A 15,709-nucleotide genomic window follows, 5' to 3' on the forward strand; every position below is an offset into this window, starting at 1 on the left:
GTTTTCACCCCGTTCGCACCCGTTTGGGGGATCGGCCCTCAGTAGACCGACATCGAGTCCAGGACACCGGCCGCGAGGTCGACGATGGCCTCGATCTTCGGCACGTCATCCAGGACATCCCGCGCGGACAGCGTCGGGGTGTCGACCGCCGGATATTCGAGCTCATTCCGCTGACGACGCATCCGGTCGAACGGGCGCAGCGCCGAACCCAACGGTGGATCGAGCTGCGCACGCACCGCCTGGTAGACCGCGATGTGGCCGCCCCGAGTGGTGGGTCGGAGCCCCTGGTTGGCCAGGACTGCCCACAGCGCCTTACGCCCCGCGTCGTACAACACCCCGTATGCACCCTCGGGGTCACCCTCGGCGGTCGCGACAGCGGAGGCCAGGTGCCGTCGCGCCTGTTCGAGCAGGCGATCGGCGTGCTCACGGCTCGCCGGCACACGTTCCAGGTGTCTGTCAGCGATCAGCGCGTCGATCTCTGCGCGCCCCTTCTCCCACCTCATGATCGTCCGGGCTCTCCTTCATGAAGGGGCAACTCGACCCTCGGCCGCGCCCGGACCGTGGCGAGGAACGAGTCATCGCCACTCTCCCAGGTCACGGGACGCACGCGACGCACGTTCACCTCCCGCCGCAACACCTGCTCGGCCTGACGCGCCCGGTCGTCGAGCTCGTCCGGGTCGACGTCTCCCACGACGAGGACGTCCACATCCGCAGGCGAGGGACCGGGCTCTCCGTGGTACCGGGCCGCCCACGACCCATAGAGGTACGCCGCGTCGATCCCGGCGAGCCCTCGCAACACCGAGGTCAGCACGGGCAGAGGCCCATAGGTCAGGGCGAGCAGGTCGGTCAGCGGACGCGCGAGCGGGGAGTTCACCTCGGCGCGCACGAGCCTGGACGTGCCGACGCGCCGATCGGCCAGCAGGCCGGCTTCGACCAGCCGGGCCACCTCCTGATGCACGGCCTTCACGGATGCGCCGATCGCGTTCGCCGCGTCGGTGATGCTGTACTCGGCGTCGGGGTGCAGATAGGTCAGCGCGAGCAACTCACCCTGAACCTGCGAACGCAGGATCGGGAGCAGTGCGGGCGGCGGAGTTCGCATAACAGGTGAAGAATCCTCCACGTCATAGGTGAACGTCAAGGACCCCAGGCGCAGACAAGGCGCCCCTCGACCTCATGCCCCCTTGGTGTGGAACCGCAGCTGGGCCTTCTCCAACCCCTCCGTGACCAGCAGCTCCACCGCGTCCGCCGCGTCGTCCAGCAGGAACGGCAGCTCCTTGCGCTCGCCCGCGGCGAAGTCCCGGAGCACGAAGTCTGCGGCGTCCTGGCGCCCCGGCGGCCGGCCCACCCCGACCCGGACCCGCAGGTAGTCCTTGGTGCCCAGCGCCTTGCTGGTGTCCCGCAGCCCGTTGTGGCCGCCCTCGCCGCCGCCGCGCTTGAGCCGCACCGCCCCGAACGGGATGTCCAGCTCGTCGTGCACCATCACCACCCGCTCGGCCGGGATGTCGTAGTACCGGGCCAGCGCGGACACCGGGCCGCCCGAGGTGTTCATGAAGGTGCCCGGCTTGGCCAGCACCGCCCGCGGCCCGGGCGCCCCACCGGGCAGCGTGCCGATCCGCACCTCCGCGGTCGCGGCCTGCGGTCGCCGGGACAGCAGCCCACCGCCCCGGGTGGAGAACGTGGTCCCCGCCCGCCGGGCCAACTCGTCCAGCACCATCTGCCCCACGTTGTGCCGGTTCCCGGCGTACTGCGGCCCGGGGTTGCCCAGACCGACCACCAGCCAGCGGCCCTCGCTCATCACTGCTCCGTCGTTCACGTTCGTCGATCGGGTCCGGACACGCCGGACGCCCGGCACCTGCACGGTACCGGGCGTCCCAGCGTCGTCGGCGCGTCAGCACACGCCGGGGGAGGTCACTCCGCGGCGGTCTCGCCCTCGGCGGCTTCGTCGTCGGCGGAGGCCTCGGAGCGCGGCACGGAGATGACGACCATCACGATCTCGCCGTCGGTCACCAGCGAGGCGCCCTTCGGCAGCGTCAGGTCGGCGGCGGAGACCGAGGCGCCCGCCTCCAGGCCGGTGATGTCGACCTCGACGTGCTGCGGCAGGTGGGTCGCCTCCGCCTCGAGCTCGACGTTCTGGGTCTCCACCACGTGGATGGTGCCCGGGGCGGACTCGCCGACGATGGTCACCGGGACCTCGACGGAGACCTTCTCGCCCTTCTTCACGATCAGCAGGTCGACGTGCTCGATGATCTGGCGCACCACGTCGCGCTGCACGTCCTTGGCGATCGCCAGGGTGTCCTTGCCGTCCAGCTCGATGGTGAACAGGGCGTTGGCCTGCTTCAGCGCCATCATGGTCGCGTGGCCCGGCAGCGAGACGTGCACCGGGTCGGTGCCGTGGCCGTAGAGCACGGCGGGGATCTGGTTGGCCCGGCGCAGCCGGCGGGCGGCGCCCTTGCCGAACTCGGAACGGGTGGTGGCGACGAGCTTGACCTCAGACACGATGACTCCTGGTGCAGACGCTGGGTGGCGGGCGACGACGGACGACGGTGGCCTCGACGCGGCACGACGAACGGCGCACACGGAGGCGTCCGCCCTGTCGATCACGGAGCGGCGGTCCGGCCCGAAGCCCGAATCCCCCGCGTCCCTCGCCGAGGCAACCCGCCGATCTTACCCGGTGCCGCGCCGGGGACGAAACCGGGGCTGGACACGCCGATGCCCCGCCCCCCAGCGGGGACGGGGCATCGCGATCGATCAGGCGCGGCCGTCGAACAGCGAGGTCACCGACCCGTCGTCGAAGACCTCGCGGATCGCCCGGGCGAGCAGCGGGGCGATCGACAGCACGGTCAGCTTCGGGAACCGGTGCTCCTCCGGGATCGGCAGGGTGTCGGTCACGATCACCTCACGCGCGCCGCACTGCTGCAGCCGGTCGGCGGCCGGGTCGGAGAGCACACCGTGGGTGGCGGCGACGATCACGTCCTTGGCGCCGGCGTCCAGCAGCACCCGGACCGCGCCGGTGATGGTGCCGGCGGTGTCGATCAGGTCGTCGACCAGCACACAGGTGCGGCCCTCGACGTCACCGACCACCCGGTTCGCCACGGTCTTGTTCGGCTGGTTGATGTCCCGCGACTTGTGCACGAAGGCCAGCGGGCCACCGCCGAGTTTCTGCGCCCAGAGCTCGGCGACCCGGATCCGGCCGGCGTCCGGGGACACCACGGTGACGTTCTGCACCTCGACCCGGGTCCGCACGTACTCGGTCAGGATCGGCATCGCCCACAGGTGGTCCACCGGCCCGTCGAAGAAGCCCTGGATCTGTGCGGCGTGCAGGTCGACGCTCATCAGCCGGTCGGCGCCCGCGGTCTTGAACAGGTCCGCCATCAGCCGGGCCGAGATCGGCTCGCGGCCGCGGTGCTTCTTGTCCTGCCGGGCGTAGCCGTAGAACGGGGCGATCACGGTGATGGTCTTGGCCGAGGCCCGCTTGAGTGCGTCCACCATCAGCAGGTGCTCCATCACCCACTGGTTGATCGACGCGGCGTGGCTCTGCAGGGCGAACACGTCCGCCCCGCGCACCGACTCGGCGAACCGGACGTAGATCTCACCGTTGGCGAAGTCGTACGCCGTGGTGGGCAGCAGCTCGGTGTCCAGGCTCTCCGCCACCGCGGTGGCCAGCTCGGGGTGCGCCCGCCCGGAGACCAGGACGAGGCGCTTCTCCTCGGTCTGCTCGATCGACCCAGTCATCGTGCGTTGTCCTCCGTGGCGGTGTGGTGCGGCGTGCGGGTGGGCTGCGGCAGGTCCGGCGGCGGGGTGGGCGCCTGGGTGCTGGCGGCCTGGCCGGCCCGCTCCCGCTCGGCACGCGCCTGCGGCGACAGCCCCGCCTCGGGGTCGACCGCGGCGGCAGCGGCCTCGGCGGCGGGGGTGCCGGCCCGGTTGCGGACCACCCAGCCCTCGATGTTGCGCTGCGACCCGGCGCTGACCGCCAGGGCCCCGGAGGGCACGTCGTGCCGGATGACCGAGCCCGCACCGGTGTAGGCGCCGTCGCCGACGGTCACCGGGGCGACGAACATGTTGTCCGACCCGGTCCGGGCGTAGGAGCCGATGGTGGTGCGGTGCTTGCGCACGCCGTCGTAGTTGACGAACACGCTGGCGGCGCCGATGTTCGTCTCCACGCCGATCGTGGCGTCCCCGACATAGGACAGGTGCGGCACCTTGGACCCGGCGCCGATCTCGGCGTTCTTGGTCTCCACGAAGGTGCCGATCTTGCCGCGCTCGCCGAGCACGGTGCCCGGGCGCAGGTAGGCGAACGGCCCGACCAGGGCGTCCTCGCCGATCACGGCCAGCGACCCGTGGGTACGGATCACGGTCGCCCGGTCGTGCACCTCGACGTCGGTCAGGGTGGTGTCCGGGCCGATGGTGGCGCCCTCGCCGATGCTGGTGGCGCCGTGCAGCTGGGTGCCGGGCAGCAGGGTCACGTCCCGGGCCAGCTCCACGTCGACGTCCACCCAGGTGGTCGCCGGGTCCACGACGGTCACGCCCTCGCGCATCCAGTCGTCCAGGATCCGGCGGTTCAGCTCGGCGCGGAGCACCGCGAGCTGGGCCCGGTCGTTGACGCCCTCGACCAGCACCGGGTCGTCGGTGCGCAGCGCCCGCACCCGGCCGCCGTCGCCCCGGGCGATCCCGATCACGTCGGTCAGGTAGACCTCGCCCTGGGCGTTGTCCCGGGTGAGCCGGCCGAACGCCCCGCGCAGCACCGCCGCGTCGAAGACGTACACCGAGGAGTTGATCTCCTGGATCGCCCGCTGCTCGGCGGTGGCGTCCTTCTCCTCCACGATCGCCTCGACGTCACCGTCGGCGCCGCGGACGATCCGGCCGTACCCGGTCGGCTCGGGCACCTCGGTGGTCAGGACGGTCACGGCATTGCCGTCGGCGGCATGCGCGGCCAGCAGCTCGGCCAGCGTGGCGCCGTCCAGCAGCGGGATGTCCCCGGCCAGCACCACCACCGGGCCCTGCACCAGCACCCCGGCGGCGGAACCGGGCTCGCCCGGACCGTCGGTGCGGGAGGCGGCATCGGCCTGGGCGGCGGAGTCCAGCACGGACAGCGCGCACTGCACGGCGCGGCCGGTGCCCGGGACCTCGTCCTGGTCGGCGATCAGCACCGCCGAGTCCAGCGAGCGCGCGTGCTCGGCGACCCGGTCACGCTCGTGCCGGACCACCACCGCGGTGCGGACCGGTTCCAGCGAACCGGCCGCGGCGAGCGCGTGCCCGAGCATGCTCCGGCCGGCGAGGGTGTGCAGGACCTTGGGGGTGGACGACTTCATCCGGGTGCCCTCGCCTGCGGCGAGGACCACGACCGCAGCGGGGCGGGGGGTGGTCACCTGTGGGTGCTCCCGTCGATTCTTCCCGCGGACCGGTACGGCCGAACGGGAGTGGGATGGCGTGCGTTCACGCACTCTACCGCCGCGACCGGACCGCTCGGCGCGCTTCGGGCGGCTCCCCCGCGCCGGGCCGGCACACCTAGGTGACCATGGACGTCCCGACCCCGCTCGCCGCGGAGCGAGGTCCCGAGCGGAGGACCTGGTCATGGCCGATGCGACCTACCCCACCGTGGTGCAGACCGTGCTGGACACCACCGACCCACGCGCGCTCGCCGAGTTCTACCGGGAACTGCTCGGCCTGCACTACCGGCCGGGCGACGAACCGCCGGCCCCCGGCGACCCGGACCCGAACGGCCAGGACTGGCTGGTGCTCACCGGCGCGTTCCCGCTGGCCTTCCAGTATGTGCCCGATCTGCCGGCCTCCACCTGGCCCGGCGCACAGGTCCCCCAGCAGCTGCACCTGGACATCACCGTGGCCGGCATCGAGGAGCTGGACCGGCACGGGCAGCGGGCGATCGACCTGGGCGCCCGGCTGTTGTTCGACCGCTCCGACGATCCGCAGGAGCCGTTGCGGGTGTTCGCCGATCCGGCCGGGCACCCGTTCTGCCTGTTCGTCGGGTCCTGACCGCGGCCACCGCTCAGTGCCGGGCCGGTCGCCACCCAAAACCCGCCCCGGCACCTCGGGCATCCGGCCCCACACGCCACCGGTCACCCCCGTGCGCCCGGCCGGCTCCCTAACCTGCGGACATGCGCGTGCTCGTCGTCGAGGACGATGACCGCCTCGCGCGTGCTCTGAGCCGGGCGCTGCGTTCGCACGGCTATCCGACCGAGCACGCCCGCGGCGTCACCGAGGCGCGCCTGGCTCTGGCCCAGGTCCGGTTCGCCGTGGTGCTGGTCGACCTCGGCCTGGCGGACGGCGACGGCCTCGCGGTGGTGCGCGACCTGCGCGGCCGCCCGGGCACCGCCGTGCTCGCGGTGACCGCCCGCGGCTCGGAGGCCGAACGGGTGCAGGGCCTGCGGGCCGGCGCCGACGACTACCTGGTCAAACCGTTCGGCGCCGCGGAGCTGGTCGCCCGGATCGAGGCCGTGCTGCGCCGGGTCCGCCTGGTGCGGGACGGCGAGCACCCCGAGCGGGTGCACCGGGCGGGTGGCCTGGAGGTCGACCCCGCGGCCCGGCGGGCCCGCTTCGACGGCGAGGACCTGAGCCTGACCCGCCGGGAGTTCGACCTGCTCGACGTCCTGGTCCGGCACGCCGGGCGCACCGTCACCCGCGAGCGCCTGCTGGACCAGGTCTGGCAGACCGTCTGGGAGGGCAACAGCCGCACGCTGGACACCCACATCGCCACGCTGCGGCGCAAGCTCGCCGGCCGGGTCACCATCGTCACCGCACGTGGGATCGGCTACCGGCTCGACCCCGGGGACGGCTGACCGTGCGCCGCCGGTTGGGCGTCCTGCTGCTGCCGGTATTGGCTGTGCTGGTCGTGGCCGCGGTGGTCCGGTGGTGGGACGGTTCCCCGGGGGCGGTCCGGGACGCGGTGCTGCTGCTGGCGGTGGCGGCGGTGCTGCTCGCCGGGGTCCCCTGGGTCACCGCCTGGGTGCTGCGCCCGGTGCGCGAGCTGGACCGCACCGCGCACCGGGTCCGGTCCGGCGACCTGGCGGTGCGGGTGGACGCCGACCACGGCCCGCCGGAGCTGCGCGAGCTGGCCGCCGGGTTCAACGCGATGGTCGAGCAGGTCGAGCGGGCCGAGCTGCGCCGGCGCACCTTCGTCCAGGACGCCGCCCACCAGCTCGGCAACCCGCTCGCCGTGCTGCGCCTGATCCTGGACGACCTGGCACCCGGCCCCGGCGATGACCTGCGGGCCGAGGCGATCGAGGTCGTGGACCGGATGGCGGCCACCCTGTCCTCGCTGCGGGACGGCACCGGCCTGGCACCGGTCGCCGGCGACCGGGAGTGCCCCGCCGACGTGCTGCGCGCCGGACGACCGACCTGGCAGGCGCTGCTCGACCCGGCCGGCCTCACCCTGGAGATCACCGACGGCGGCGTGACCGGCCCGGTGCACTCCCCGGCGGGTGGCCTGGGCGCCGCACTGGACGAGCTGCTCAGCAATGCCGCCCGGCTGTCCGGCGGCACCCGGGTCCGGATCGCGGCGGTGCCGGCCGGGCCGGAGCAGGTGCGGGTGGTGGTGACCGACGACGGCGCCGGGCTGTCCGCGCAGGAGCGGGTGTCGGCGCTGTACCGGTCCTGGCGGGCGGACCGGCACCGGAGCACCGGCGGCACCGGCCTCGGGCTGGCCATCCTGGCCGACGCGATGACCGCGGCCGGGGGCAGCCTCACCCTCGAACCCGCCCGGCCACACGGCCTGCGGGTGGTGCTGACCCTGCGCCGCGCCGACCAGGGCTGACCGGCGCCCGTGTCAGGGCAGTCTCAAGTCTGCCGGTGATCGCTGGATGTGACGCCAGTCACATCCCTACGGTCGCGCCACCCCTCTCCGAAGTGTCCGGGCGATCAACGACGACGAGACGGTGCGACATGGTCCATCTCCCCACGACGGCTCCGAAGAAGCGCAAGCGGTTCTTCCACCACCTCTACTTCTGGGTGCTGGTCGGCATCGCGGCCGGCATCACCCTCGGCCTGGCCGCCCCCGAGGTGGCCGCCCAGACCAAGTGGCTCGCCGACCTGTTCATCAAACTGGTCAAGGTGGTGATCGCGCCGACCATCTTCGCCACCATCGTGGTCGGGATCGCCCAGATGGGGAACCTGGCCCGGGCCGGCGGGCTCGCCCTGCGCACGGTGCTCTACTTCAACATCACCACCGTGTTCGCCCTGGCGATCGGCCTGGTCGTGGTCAACGTCCTCAAGCCCGGCGCGGGACTCGGCCTGGACCTGGCCTCCTTCGACACCTCCGGCGCGGAGGCCACTCTGGCCACCGCCTCCGAGGCCGGCGGCGAGGGCATGACCTCCTTCGCGCTCAACCTGGTGCCGACCTCCTTCGTCAGCGCCTTCGTCGACGGCCAGCTGCTCCAGGTGCTGCTGATCGCGATCCTGGTGGCGGTGGCGATCACCGCGATGGGCGAGCAGGCCAAGCCGCTGGTCGGGCTGATGGACACCTTCGCGCACGTGATGTTCGGCGTCATCCGGCTGGTGATGTGGGTCGCCCCGCTCGGCGCGTTCGGCGGGATCGCGTTCACCATCGGCACCAACGGGTCGGCGATCCTCGGCTCACTGGCCGGGTTCATCGGGTCGTTCTGGCTGACCTGCCTGCTGTTCGTGATCCTGGTGCTCGGCCCGATCTGCCGGCTCGCCGGGTTCTCGGTGTTCCGGTACCTGCGCTACATCCGCGACGAACTGCTGATCGTGCTCGGCACCTCCTCCTCGGAGACCGTCCTGCCCCGGCTGATGCGCAAGATGGAGGCCGCCGGGGTGCCCAAGCACGTGGTCGGCATGACCATCCCCACCGGCTACTCCTTCAACCTGGACGGCACCGCGATCTACATGGCGATGGGCGCGCTGTTCATCGCCCAGGCCTTCGGCATCGACGTGCCGATCGGCACCCAGATCGCGCTGCTGGTGTTCATGCTGATCTCCTCCAACGGCGCCGCCGGGGTCTCCGGCGCCGGCCTGGTCACCCTGGCCGCCTCGCTGACCGCCTTCGACTCGGTGATCCCGGTCGCGGGCATCGCGCTGATCGTCGGCGTCGACCGGTTCATGTCCGAGGGCCGCGCCCTGACCAACCTCGCCGGCAACGGGCTCGGCACCCTGGTGATCGCCCGGTGGACCGGCGACCTGGACCGCGACCAGCTCCGGACGGTGCTCGCCGACCCGGGCAGCGTGGACGTCGACGACCTGATGCGGCGGCACACCCCGGTGGACCTGAACGCACTGGACCGGGAGCTGGCCACCTCGGAGGAGTTCGCCCGGGAGTTCGCGGCGACCGGGCAGATGCCCGGGGAGCGGGCCGAGGACCCGGCGCGACCGGGGGGCGCCCAGTAACCGGACACGCGACAGGGGGTCCATCGTCCGCCATATGATGACTTCATCAATCCATGAAGTAGGAGTGCGATGGACCCCCGACCGCTCAGCGAGGTCAAGGCCGATCTGTTCAAGGGCCTGGCCCACCCGGTGCGGATCCGGGTGCTCGAACTGCTCGCCGAGGGCGGTGAACTGCCGGTCTCCACCCTGTTGTCGGAGACCGGGCTGGAGTCCTCGCACCTGTCCCAGCACCTGGCCGTGCTGCGCCGGTACCAGCTGGTGGCATCCGAGCGGCGGGGCAGCACGGTGCACTACCGGCTGGCCTCCGATCGGGTCGCCGAGCTGCTGCACGTCTCGCGGGACCTGCTCGGGGAGATCCTCGGCACCGCACAGCAGCAGCTCGCCGAACACCGGGCGTCCGCGCCGGCGACGAGCCCGCGGTGAGCGCGCTCGGGCACCTGCGCGACCTGCTGCCGTCCTGGGCGGACTACAGCCAGCTGCGGACCTCGTGGCGCCGGGATCTGGTCGCCGGGCTGACCGTCGGGGTGGTCGCCCTGCCACTCGCGCTGGCGTTCGGGGTCAGCTCCGGGGCGGGCGCCGAGGCCGGACTGGTCACCGCCGTGGTCGCCGGGCTGGTCGCCGCGATCTTCGGCGGATCGCACGTCCAGGTCTCCGGGCCGACCGGCGCGATGGTGGTGGTCCTCGCCCCGGTGGTGGCCACCCATGGCACCGGGGTGCTCGGGCCGGTCTGCCTGCTGGCCGGGATCGTGGTGGTCCTGGCCGGGGTGCTGCGCCTGGGCCGGGCGGTCGCGCTGATCCCGTGGCCGGTGATCGAGGGCTTCACGCTCGGGATCGCCGTGATCATCTTCCTGCAGCAGGTGCCGGCCGCCCTCGGGGTGCCCGCCGCCGGGCACGATGCGAATGCGCTGCTCGCGGCCTGGCAGGTGCTCGGTGAGGTCTCCTGGCCGGACGCCGCGTGGTCGCTCGGGGCGGTCGGCGTCGTCGCCGCCGTCATGCTGCTGGCACCCCGGGTGCACCCGGCACTGCCCGGGTCGTTGATCGCGATCGTGCTGGTCACCGCGGTCGCGGTGGTCGCCGACCTGCCGCTGTCCACGATCGGCGAGCTGCCGGCCGGCCTGCCGCTGCCCGCGCTGCCGTCGGTGGACCTCCCGCTGGTGCGCGAGCTGATCGCCCCGGCCCTGACCGTCGCCGCGCTGGCCGCGATCGAGTCGCTGCTGTCCGCCCGGGTGGCCGCCACCCACTCGGACACCGGCCCCTACGACGGCGACCGGGAACTGGTCGGCCAGGGCCTCGCCTCGATCGCCGCCGGATTCTTCGGCGGGATGCCCGCCACCGGCGCGATCGCCCGCACCGCGGTCAACGTGCGCTCCGGCGCCCGCACCCGGCTGGCCGCCGTGGTGCACGCCGTGTTCCTGTTCATCGTCGTGGTGGCGGCCGGGAGCGTGGTCTCCCGGATCCCGCTGGCCGCACTCGCCGGGGTGCTGATGGTGACCGCGGCCCGGATGGTCTCGATCTCGGTGGTGCGCTCGGTGCTGATGGCGACCCGGGCAGCCGCGCTGCTGTTCGCCCTGTCCGCACTCATCACGATCAGCGTCGACCTGATCTACGCGGTCGGGATCGGGATCGCGGTGGCCGCGGTGATCAGCCTGCGCGCGCTGGCCCGGGCCGCAGGCGTGCACCGCGAGGAGCTGCCCGGACCGGCCCAGCCCGGCGACGAGCACATCGCGCTGTTCCGGATCGAGGGTTCGCTGTTCTTCGCCGCGGCGGAGCGGGTGCTGGAGCGGGTCGCGTCGATCCAGGACGTCGATGTCGTCATCCTGCGGCTGTCCGGCGTGCAGGTGCTGGACGCCACCGGCGCCCGGGTGCTGCACGAGTTGATCGTCGGCCTGGAACGCCGCGGCATCACCGTCCTGGTCAAGGGGCTGCAGGACCGCCATGTCGCCCTCGCCCGGCGGGTCGGGGTGATCTCCGCACTCCAGGACGAGTCGCACCTGTTCGACGACCTGGCGGCGGCGGTGCGCAGCGGGCGGCAGGTCACCGGCCGGGTGGCCCGCTGAGAACAGCAGGCCCACGAGCGCCAGCGCCCTCACCTGGAACGGGACCACCAGCCGGGCGATTCGGGTCATCGGCCCGGCCCGCACCCACCTTTGTGTCCGGATCGCGGATCCCGGTACGCCGATCCCGAGCGGGTAAAATCGCGACCGGTGAGCGTTGGCCAGGGGGCCACGAGTCGACTGCGACGCCCGTACCCGAGTCGTCGCCACAGGAGAGCCGATGAACGCCGAACTCCGGCCGAGCACCCGGCCACTGCCGTTCGCATGTGCGCCGGAAGGCCAGCACGGCACGGCGCCGGGGTGTTTTCCCGACACCGACCCCGGCGGCCCCGGTCTGCCCGAGCAGGACCTGCCCGCGGTCCCGTTCCAGGTGGTGTCCGATGCCTCGTCCGGTGGCAGGACGTCGACGGTGCTGCTCCGGGTGCGCTGCCCGGGCACCGGCGGCCATGCCACGGTGCCGTTGAGCCCCGACACCATGCAGGAGCTCCTCGCCCTCGCCCAGGGCATGCCGCCCACCGCCCCGGGCCCGGACGGCACACCCGAGGCCACCCCGGCGGAGGTGCGGTCCTGGGCGCGGCGGCAGGGACTGACGGTGGCCGATCGCGGCCAGCTTCCCCGCAGGGTGGTCGCGGCGTATCTCGCCGATCAGCAGACCGCGCGCGCCGGTCAGATCTCGCCCATGCTGTGCGCGGTGGGCCGCCGGTCAGGCTCCTGACCCGGCGCTCCCCCGCGCGTCGGCCGATGCCGGGAACGCCGGGCTCCGCCCCCAGGATTCGAACCCGGACCTCAAGGCACCAAAGGCCTGCGTGCTGCCATTACACCAGGGCGGACCGCACACCCGGGTGGCGGATGTGCGTCCCCAGTGTGCCAGGCCAGGGGGCCGTTCCACGCCGGGGCGAAGCCTGAGAGGATGTCCGGATGGCCACAGAACCCCGCCGCGGCACCCGGGCGACCAAGGCGCGGATGACCGCGGCCGAACGGCGTGAGCAGTTGCTGGACGTCAGCCGCACGCTGTTCGCCGAGAAGGGCTTCGAGGGCACGTCGGTCGAGGAGATCGCGGCCCGGGCCGAGGTGTCCAAGCCGGTGGTGTACGAGCACTTCGGCGGCAAGGAGGGCATCTACGCGGTGGTGGTGGACCGGGAGATCCGGGCGCTGACCGACGCGCTGAACGGTGCGCTGGAGAAGGGCCACCACCCGCGGGTGCTGGTGGAGCGCTCGGCGCTGGCGCTGCTGGGCTACATCGAGGACAACGAGGACGGCTTCCGGATCCTGGTCCGGGACTCGCCGGTCGCGCAGGCCACCGGGACGTTCTCCAGTCTGATCGGCGACGTGGCGACCCAGGTGGAGCACCTGCTGGCCGACCAGTTCCTCAAGTCGCACCTGGACCCGCGCACGGCGCCGATCTACGCGCAGATGCTGGTCGGGATGGTGGCACTGACCGGGCAGCACTGGCTGGACTCGCGCTCGCTGACCAAGACCGACGTGGCGGCCAACCTGGTGAACCTGGCGTGGAACGGGCTGTCCGGCCTGGAACGGCGTCCGCGGCTGTCCGACCAGCACGAGTAACCTCACCGCATGCCCGAGGAGCAGGCGGTGGACGAGGTCGACCGGATCGTCGACGCCTGGGCGCGCGAGCGCCCGGATCTGGATGTCACGCCGCTGACCGTGCTGTCCCGGGTGACCCGGTTGTCCCGGCACCTGGACCTGGCGCGGCGGCGGGCGTTCGCGCTGCACCGGCTGGAGCCGTGGGAGTTCGACGTGCTGTCGGCGCTGCGCCGCGCGGGGGCGCCCTACCGCCTGTCGCCGGGCGCGCTGCTGACCCAGACTCTGGTAACCAGCGGGACGATGACCAACCGGATCGACCGGCTGGCCGCCCGGTCGCTGGTGCGGCGGCTGCCCTCCCCCGACGACCGCCGGGGGGTGCTGGTCAGCCTGACCGACGACGGCCTGGCCCGGGTGGACGCGGCGATGACCAGCCTGCTGGACATCGAGCGCGACCTGCTGGCCGACCTGCCGGAGGCGGATCGCGAGCGCCTGGCCGACCTGCTGCGCACGCTGGTGCTGCCCTTCGACTCCTGACCGGCCCCACGACAGCGGCCGGCCGCCCCCTCCCGGGACGACCGGCCGCGATCGGATGGGCCGGTGGTCAGCCCTTGAGCGCCTCGCTCAGCTTGACCCGGCGACCGGTGCGCAGCACCGACCGCTCGTAGATCCGGGCGCCGATCCCGGTCACGATCCAGGCCGAGATCGCCAGGATCACCAGGGACAGCAGCGGCTCCCACCAGGCGGCGGTGCCGAGGAACAGCCGGACCGGCATCCCGACCGGGGCGCTGAACGGGACGTAGCTCATCACCGCGAGCACGGTCTCGTTCGAGTTGAAGAAGATCACCAGGAAGTACGGGATCATGATCAGGTACATCACCGGGGCGAGCACCGCCCCGGTGTCCTCGGTGCGGGAGACCAGCGAGGCGGCGGCGGCGAACATCGCGGCCAGCAGCACGAACCCGATCAGGAAGAACACCACGAACCAGGCGATCGGCGCCCCGACCAGGCCGAGGATGTCGTCCTGCCCGGTGACCACCAGGCCGATCACGGCGACGGCGGCGATCGCGGCGGTCTGGCCCAGCGCCAGGATGCTGTTGCCCACCACCTTGCCGGCCAGCAGAGCGCGCGGCGGCACGGCGGACAGCAGGATCTCCACGATCCGGGACTGCTTCTCCTGCACGGTGTTCTGCGCGATCGTGCTGCCGAAGGTCATCGAGGCGAGCATGAACACCATGCCGAAGGCGAGGGCGATCAGGTAGCGCAGCCCCTCACTGGTGGAGGGCTCGTTCAGCAGCTCCACCGGCGGGGTGACCGCGAGGGCGCTGACCAGGTTCTGCGGCGCGGACTCGTTGCCCACCACCAGCAGGCCGAGCGGGTTGTCATCGCTCGGCGCCTCGGGCAGCAGCGCCGCGGACGCCTCCTCGTCCTCCACCAGCCGGCGGGCCTCCGCCTCGTCGGTGGCGTCCACCGCCTCGATGCCGTCCAGTCCGTCGACGAGTTCCGCGGTGGCCGGCACCACGGCGACCGTGGTGGTCGAGCCGAGCTTGTCGCCGAACACGCTGGACAGGATGATCCCGGCCAGGATCACCACCAGCATGATCACGGTCGAGATGACGAACGCCTTGCTGCGGATCTGGGTGGTGACCTCGCGTTCGGCCACCAGCATGGTGCTCTGCAGCATGCTCGGGGTGGCCGGGCGCTGCGGGGTGGGGGTGCTCATCGGACGGCCTCCTCGTGGCGCACCTCGTCGGTGACGATGTCGCGGAAGATCTCGGCCAGGCGCGGGCGCACCGGGCTGAAGGACTGCACCGGGGCGGCGTCCATCGCCGTGCGCAGCACCTGCTGGGCGGTGGCCTCGTCGGCGTCGAACATGGCGTAGCCGCCGTCGAACTCCACCACCGAGACCCCCGGCCGGCTGCGCAGCCAGCCCATGTCGCCGGCCGACGTGATCTCGTACCGGGGCTCGGCGTAGCGCTCGCGCAGTTCCTCCCGGCCACCGGACGCCCGGATCTGGCCCTTGGCGATCACCACGACGTCGTCGCACAGCCGCTCGACCACATCCAGCTGGTGCGAGCTGAACAGCACCGGGACGCCGCGCGCCGCGTACTCGCTGAGCACGTTGAGCACCACGTCCACCGCCATCGGGTCCAGCCCGGAGAACGGCTCGTCCAGGATCAGCACCTCGGGGTCGTGCACCAGGGACGCGGCGATCTGGGCGCGCTGCTGGTTGCCCAGCGACAGGTCCTCCACCGGGTCGTGCAGCCGCTCGCCCAGCCCGAGCCGGGTGAGCAGGTCGGTCGCCCGGTCGGTGGCGGTGCGCTTGTCGAAGCCGTGCAACCGAGCCAGGTAGGCGATCTGGTCGACGATCTTCATCTTCGGGTAGAGACCCCGCTCCTCGGGCATGTACCCGAAGCTGCGGCGCTGCTCGTCGCCGAGCGGCTGACCGTCCATGGTGACGGTGCCGGAGTCGGCGGACAGCACCCCGAGGATGATCCGCATGGTGGTGGTCTTGCCGGCACCGTTGCCGCCCACGAACCCGGTGAGCTTGCCGCGCTGGACGGTGAAGCCCACGTCGTCGAGGACCAGCCGGTCCCCGAAGGATCGGTGGATGCCGCTCAGCTGGAGCACGCTGAACTCCTGTCGTCGTGATGGGTGATGCGCACGACGGTAGGGCCCGAGGGGTGCCCGGCACCTCCGGCGCAGGACTGATTCGCGCGGGTCCTCCCAGCGGGTGACCTCCGTCGCGGGGTGGA

The 15,709-nt window shown here is 72.6% G+C and carries 17 protein-coding genes and 1 tRNA gene; 9 read left to right on the forward strand and 9 right to left on the reverse strand.

Going from position 1 to position 15,709, the window contains the following annotated elements:
• Positions 1-38 precede the first annotated feature (38 nt).
• From HGA03_RS01115 to glmU, 6 genes are all read right to left on the reverse strand, one after another.
• Positions 39-503 carry a hypothetical protein gene (locus HGA03_RS01115; protein ID WP_203767173.1) on the reverse strand — a complete coding sequence of 155 codons (465 nt, stop codon included), beginning with the start codon at positions 501-503 and terminating at the stop codon, positions 39-41.
• Entirely contained in the window at positions 500-1,138 is a 639-nt protein-coding gene (locus HGA03_RS01120) for a winged helix-turn-helix domain-containing protein (RefSeq protein ID WP_203767175.1), read from the reverse strand. Before HGA03_RS01120 ends, HGA03_RS01115 begins: the two co-directional genes overlap by 4 nt.
• Before the next feature lie 33 nt (positions 1,139-1,171).
• On the reverse strand, positions 1,172-1,795 hold the full coding sequence (gene pth, locus HGA03_RS01125; RefSeq protein WP_168628378.1) for an aminoacyl-tRNA hydrolase: 624 nt from the start codon (positions 1,793-1,795) through the stop codon (positions 1,172-1,174).
• Positions 1,796-1,908: 113 nt separating this feature from the next.
• Positions 1,909-2,496: a 50S ribosomal protein L25/general stress protein Ctc gene (locus HGA03_RS01130; RefSeq protein ID WP_168628379.1), complete on the reverse strand. Its 588-nt coding sequence runs from the start codon at positions 2,494-2,496 to the stop codon at positions 1,909-1,911.
• Positions 2,497-2,748: 252 nt separating this feature from the next.
• The gene (locus HGA03_RS01135; RefSeq protein ID WP_168628380.1) at positions 2,749-3,732 is read right to left on the reverse strand and encodes a ribose-phosphate diphosphokinase; all 984 of its coding nucleotides are present in this window, start codon (positions 3,730-3,732) and stop codon (positions 2,749-2,751) included.
• Positions 3,729-5,366, reverse strand: coding sequence for a bifunctional UDP-N-acetylglucosamine diphosphorylase/glucosamine-1-phosphate N-acetyltransferase GlmU (gene glmU / locus HGA03_RS01140; protein ID WP_203767177.1), 1,638 nt, complete (start codon positions 5,364-5,366; stop codon positions 3,729-3,731). Before glmU ends, HGA03_RS01135 begins: the two co-directional genes overlap by 4 nt.
• 205 nt (positions 5,367-5,571) lie before the next feature.
• On the opposite strand from glmU, the gene HGA03_RS01145 reads away from it, so the two are divergent.
• The 7 genes from HGA03_RS01145 (at position 5,572) to HGA03_RS01175 (ending at position 12,126) form a co-directional block, all read left to right on the forward strand.
• A complete protein-coding gene (locus tag HGA03_RS01145; protein ID WP_168628382.1) occupies positions 5,572-5,991 on the forward strand; it encodes a VOC family protein in 420 nt (139 codons plus the stop codon).
• Between the two features lie 122 nt (positions 5,992-6,113).
• On the forward strand, positions 6,114-6,794 hold the full coding sequence (locus tag HGA03_RS01150) for a response regulator transcription factor (protein WP_168628383.1): 681 nt from the start codon (positions 6,114-6,116) through the stop codon (positions 6,792-6,794).
• A gap of 2 nt (positions 6,795-6,796) precedes the next feature.
• Positions 6,797-7,768 carry a HAMP domain-containing sensor histidine kinase gene (locus HGA03_RS01155; protein ID WP_168628384.1) on the forward strand — a complete coding sequence of 324 codons (972 nt, stop codon included), beginning with the start codon at positions 6,797-6,799 and terminating at the stop codon, positions 7,766-7,768.
• A 128-nt stretch (positions 7,769-7,896) separates the two neighbouring features.
• Positions 7,897-9,357 carry a C4-dicarboxylate transporter DctA gene (gene dctA, locus HGA03_RS01160; protein ID WP_168628385.1) on the forward strand — a complete coding sequence of 487 codons (1,461 nt, stop codon included), beginning with the start codon at positions 7,897-7,899 and terminating at the stop codon, positions 9,355-9,357.
• Positions 9,358-9,426: 69 nt separating this feature from the next.
• A complete protein-coding gene (locus HGA03_RS01165) occupies positions 9,427-9,780 on the forward strand; it encodes an ArsR/SmtB family transcription factor (RefSeq protein WP_168628386.1) in 354 nt (117 codons plus the stop codon).
• Positions 9,777-11,414, forward strand: coding sequence for a SulP family inorganic anion transporter (locus tag HGA03_RS01170; RefSeq protein ID WP_168628387.1), 1,638 nt, complete (start codon positions 9,777-9,779; stop codon positions 11,412-11,414). The genes HGA03_RS01165 and HGA03_RS01170 overlap by 4 nt, the downstream gene beginning before the upstream one ends.
• A 217-nt stretch (positions 11,415-11,631) precedes the next feature.
• A complete protein-coding gene (locus HGA03_RS01175; protein ID WP_168628388.1) occupies positions 11,632-12,126 on the forward strand; it encodes an Lsr2 family DNA-binding protein in 495 nt (164 codons plus the stop codon).
• A gap of 43 nt (positions 12,127-12,169) precedes the next feature.
• On the opposite strand, the gene HGA03_RS01180 is transcribed toward HGA03_RS01175, so the two are convergent.
• Positions 12,170-12,241, reverse strand: a tRNA-Gln gene (locus HGA03_RS01180).
• 133 nt (positions 12,242-12,374) lie between these two features.
• Here HGA03_RS01180 and HGA03_RS01185 point away from each other — a divergent pair.
• Both HGA03_RS01185 and HGA03_RS01190 read left to right on the forward strand, forming a co-directional pair.
• Positions 12,375-12,977 (forward strand): TetR/AcrR family transcriptional regulator, encoded by a 603-nt coding sequence (locus HGA03_RS01185; protein ID WP_168628862.1) that lies wholly within the window; start codon positions 12,375-12,377, stop codon positions 12,975-12,977.
• Positions 12,978-12,986: 9 nt separating this feature from the next.
• The gene (locus tag HGA03_RS01190; RefSeq protein WP_168628389.1) at positions 12,987-13,490 is read left to right on the forward strand and encodes a MarR family winged helix-turn-helix transcriptional regulator; all 504 of its coding nucleotides are present in this window, start codon (positions 12,987-12,989) and stop codon (positions 13,488-13,490) included.
• 67 nt (positions 13,491-13,557) lie between these two features.
• Here the strand turns inward: HGA03_RS01190 and HGA03_RS01195 are convergent, their stop codons facing one another.
• Together HGA03_RS01195 and HGA03_RS01200 are read right to left on the reverse strand one after the other, a co-directional pair.
• Positions 13,558-14,676: an ABC transporter permease gene (locus tag HGA03_RS01195; protein WP_168628390.1), complete on the reverse strand. Its 1,119-nt coding sequence runs from the start codon at positions 14,674-14,676 to the stop codon at positions 13,558-13,560.
• Positions 14,673-15,584, reverse strand: a complete 912-nt coding sequence (locus tag HGA03_RS01200) for an ABC transporter ATP-binding protein (protein WP_168628391.1) — start codon at positions 15,582-15,584, stop codon at positions 14,673-14,675. The genes HGA03_RS01195 and HGA03_RS01200 overlap by 4 nt, the downstream gene beginning before the upstream one ends.
• Positions 15,585-15,709: the final 125 nt, after the last annotated feature.

The sequence above is a fragment of the Cellulomonas denverensis genome, from assembly GCF_012396125.1.
Classification (GTDB): Bacteria; Actinomycetota; Actinomycetes; order Actinomycetales; family Cellulomonadaceae; genus Cellulomonas; species Cellulomonas denverensis.